Source organism: Listeria floridensis FSL S10-1187 (genome assembly GCF_000525875.1).
In the GTDB taxonomy this organism is placed as follows: Bacteria; Bacillota; Bacilli; order Lactobacillales; family Listeriaceae; genus Listeria; species Listeria floridensis.
This window is the reverse complement of sequence record NZ_AODF01000050.1, coordinates 1-2,321: the sequence shown is the minus strand read 5'-3', so window position 1 is coordinate 2,321 and position 2,321 is coordinate 1. Positions and strand designations below refer to the sequence as shown.

Here is a 2,321-nt window from a genome sequence, read left to right as displayed (position 1 = left end):
TCAAAAAATCGCAACCCCGACGATCGCCACCGTCGCCGCAACATTGACCCAAAACTCCTTTTTCTCCTGTTCATCCTGAATCGACGTATACGCAAACGCACGCGTATTCAGCATCACCGCCCGAAAATCATTCTCTGAAACCGTCTCTTCCGGATTCAACTTCTTCCACGCCTGAAACTGGTTTTTCAACTGATCCGCGTAAACATTACTCCCGCTAAACAAATCATCCACCGTCACTTCTGTTTTCGGTATTTCCCGCTGTGCCTGCGTATAACTATTCATAAAAACCGTTTTCGTTTTCATCGCCCCGATCCGATTCGTCGTGGTAAATTTAGACGCATCCAAATTCCGAATGTCTTCCTCAGCTTCATCTTATATAGGCTAAAAATAGCTTGGTGCGTATTTCTTCCAATGGGTCTTTATTTTTCTCCTTTAAACTCTATTATTGATACACAAAAAACCGGTATCAGTGGTTGTTTCCTCACTAATACCGTTTCAATAACTTTTACATTTTCTAGCTACTGAAATGATTGTATACTTAATAAACTCCCAAAAAGACTAGTAAAGTCCTTTGAATTTTTGTACAATGAATACAGTTAGCTATTGGCAACTTGATTAGTGAGTTCTAGCTTACTAGTCAAGGTTTTATCACGTGATTACCAGTCATGTGATAAAGTGCCTTTTTTATTTTATAAAAACTATACCCCTAAATTTTTTTTCACTTCTTCTAATAATTCTAGTAACTCGTTTTCTTCTGAATTTTTCTCTACAGCCTTTTTTACATTTTCATCTAAATAATTATAAAAAGTTTTAAAATCTAAATACGCTATTTGACTTACCTCTACAGCGGGAGAATCTAATTCCACTAAAACATGTTCGTCGTCTAATGGTTTAGGTAACTGTGTCATATCATAGTCGTCTAAATCGTTTTTAAAAGAAACAAAAACTATTTCTTGCCCATATCCTTCTTTATTTGCAAAACATTCTAACGCTTTTTCTAAATATTTACCATTAATAAAGTTGAAATAGGTTGATACTATTTTATCTATCTCTACTTTACTATTAGCAATTTGGTAATCTTCATTCATTGTTCTCCTCCTATATTATATAATTCAGTTAATCAAGAATAGGGAAAAAGTTCGTTATTTCACCAGCTTCATTTAGATATCCTCTGAATTTCAACCCATTTGATGCTGTTCCTTCGACAAGTCTTCCATCAATTTCCCCATTTTTCATCGCTTCTTGTCCCCATTGATATAGCTTCTCATCACTAATTTTAGCAGGATCATAAATTGTTTTTGGTTGCTTAATATTTTTATAAGACACTGGTTCTGCGATATTTCCAGCCATATCTTTTCTAGGTATTTTATATTCTACTTCATAAATACCATCAATGGTGGGGTGTGGCTTTTTAGAAACAATCAAGTTTTCTGGATTAAAGCCTTGATTTTTTAGTGCATTATTGAATTCATCCATGTTATGACCACCCACAACACCTTTTTTAGTATTAACAGTCTCTACATTTTTTAAATGATTCTTTGAATTACTTCCAAATTTGAAGTCATTAGCCCCACTAGCTTTCTCCATTATACCATCTGCCTTACTTCCCCCGCCAAGATTCACATCAAACCGCTGCAACGTATCCTGCCATTTTTCCGTCTGTGCGAGTACCTTCGAACTGCCAGAAGTCCCCAGTCCGCCAACATCCGCCATCGCGAGTTGCTGTCGTGACGGTAAGTTCAAACTATTCGCCCATTTCGCACCAACTTTTCCACCCGTATCTAAACCGCGCGATAGCTTGTCCACTCCGCTATGCGCCATATCTGCAAGAACACCTTTCAAACTTCTTACCCGCATCTCCGCTTGATTCTTTCCAATCCGAACCAGATCCTCTGCTTTCGACACCGCTGTTTGCTTCCCGCGCATTATCAGCCGACTAAGTTCCGCTAAATGCCCCGTTTCTCCAATCACTCGCGTCCCGCCAGACAACGCCTTCACGCCTGGCACCAAATCAAACAGTGAAAACGCCCCACGTAATGCGCGTTCCGACGTAGCCATCTCACGCCCGGTCAGCCAATCGTTTCCAGTCACTGCGGCGCTCATTTCTAAACTGCCATAAGCCACCCCAAGCACGAGACCAGCAGGAGGACAAAAAATCGCAACCCCGACGATCGCCACCGTCGCCGCAACATTGACCCAAAACTCCTTTTTCTCCTGTTCATCCTGAATCGACGTATACGCAAACGCACGCGTATTCAGCATCACCGCCCGAAAATCATTCTCTGAAACCGTCTCTTCCGGATTCAACTTCTTCCACGCCT

The 2,321-nt window shown here is 40.3% G+C and carries 3 protein-coding genes; all 3 read right to left on the bottom strand.

Features of this window, described 5'->3' with window-relative positions; genetic code table 11:
• The 3 genes from MFLO_RS13620 to MFLO_RS17295 all read right to left on the bottom strand — a co-directional run bounded on the left by MFLO_RS13620 (nt 1) and on the right by MFLO_RS17295 (nt 1,587).
• Complete coding sequence (locus tag MFLO_RS13620) at nt 1-345, bottom strand: hypothetical protein (protein ID WP_036098568.1); 345 nt, start codon at nt 343-345, stop codon at nt 1-3.
• 353 nt (nt 346-698) lie between these two features.
• Nucleotides 699-1,088, bottom strand: a complete 390-nt coding sequence (locus tag MFLO_RS13615) for a hypothetical protein (protein WP_036098567.1) — start codon at nt 1,086-1,088, stop codon at nt 699-701.
• 28 nt (nt 1,089-1,116) lie between these two features.
• A complete protein-coding gene (locus tag MFLO_RS17295; protein ID WP_036098571.1) occupies nt 1,117-1,587 on the bottom strand; it encodes a CdiA family toxin C-terminal domain-containing protein in 471 nt (156 codons plus the stop codon).
• Nucleotides 1,588-2,321: the final 734 nt, after the last annotated feature.

Excerpts from the sequence above, each read along its gene's own strand:
- MFLO_RS13615 (WP_036098567.1), bottom strand. The coding sequence starts at position 1,088 with ATGAATGAAGATTACCAAATTGCTAATAGTAAAGTAGAGATAGATAAA.
- MFLO_RS17295 (WP_036098571.1), bottom strand. The coding sequence starts at position 1,587 with ATGGAGAAAGCTAGTGGGGCTAATGACTTCAAATTTGGAAGTAATTCA.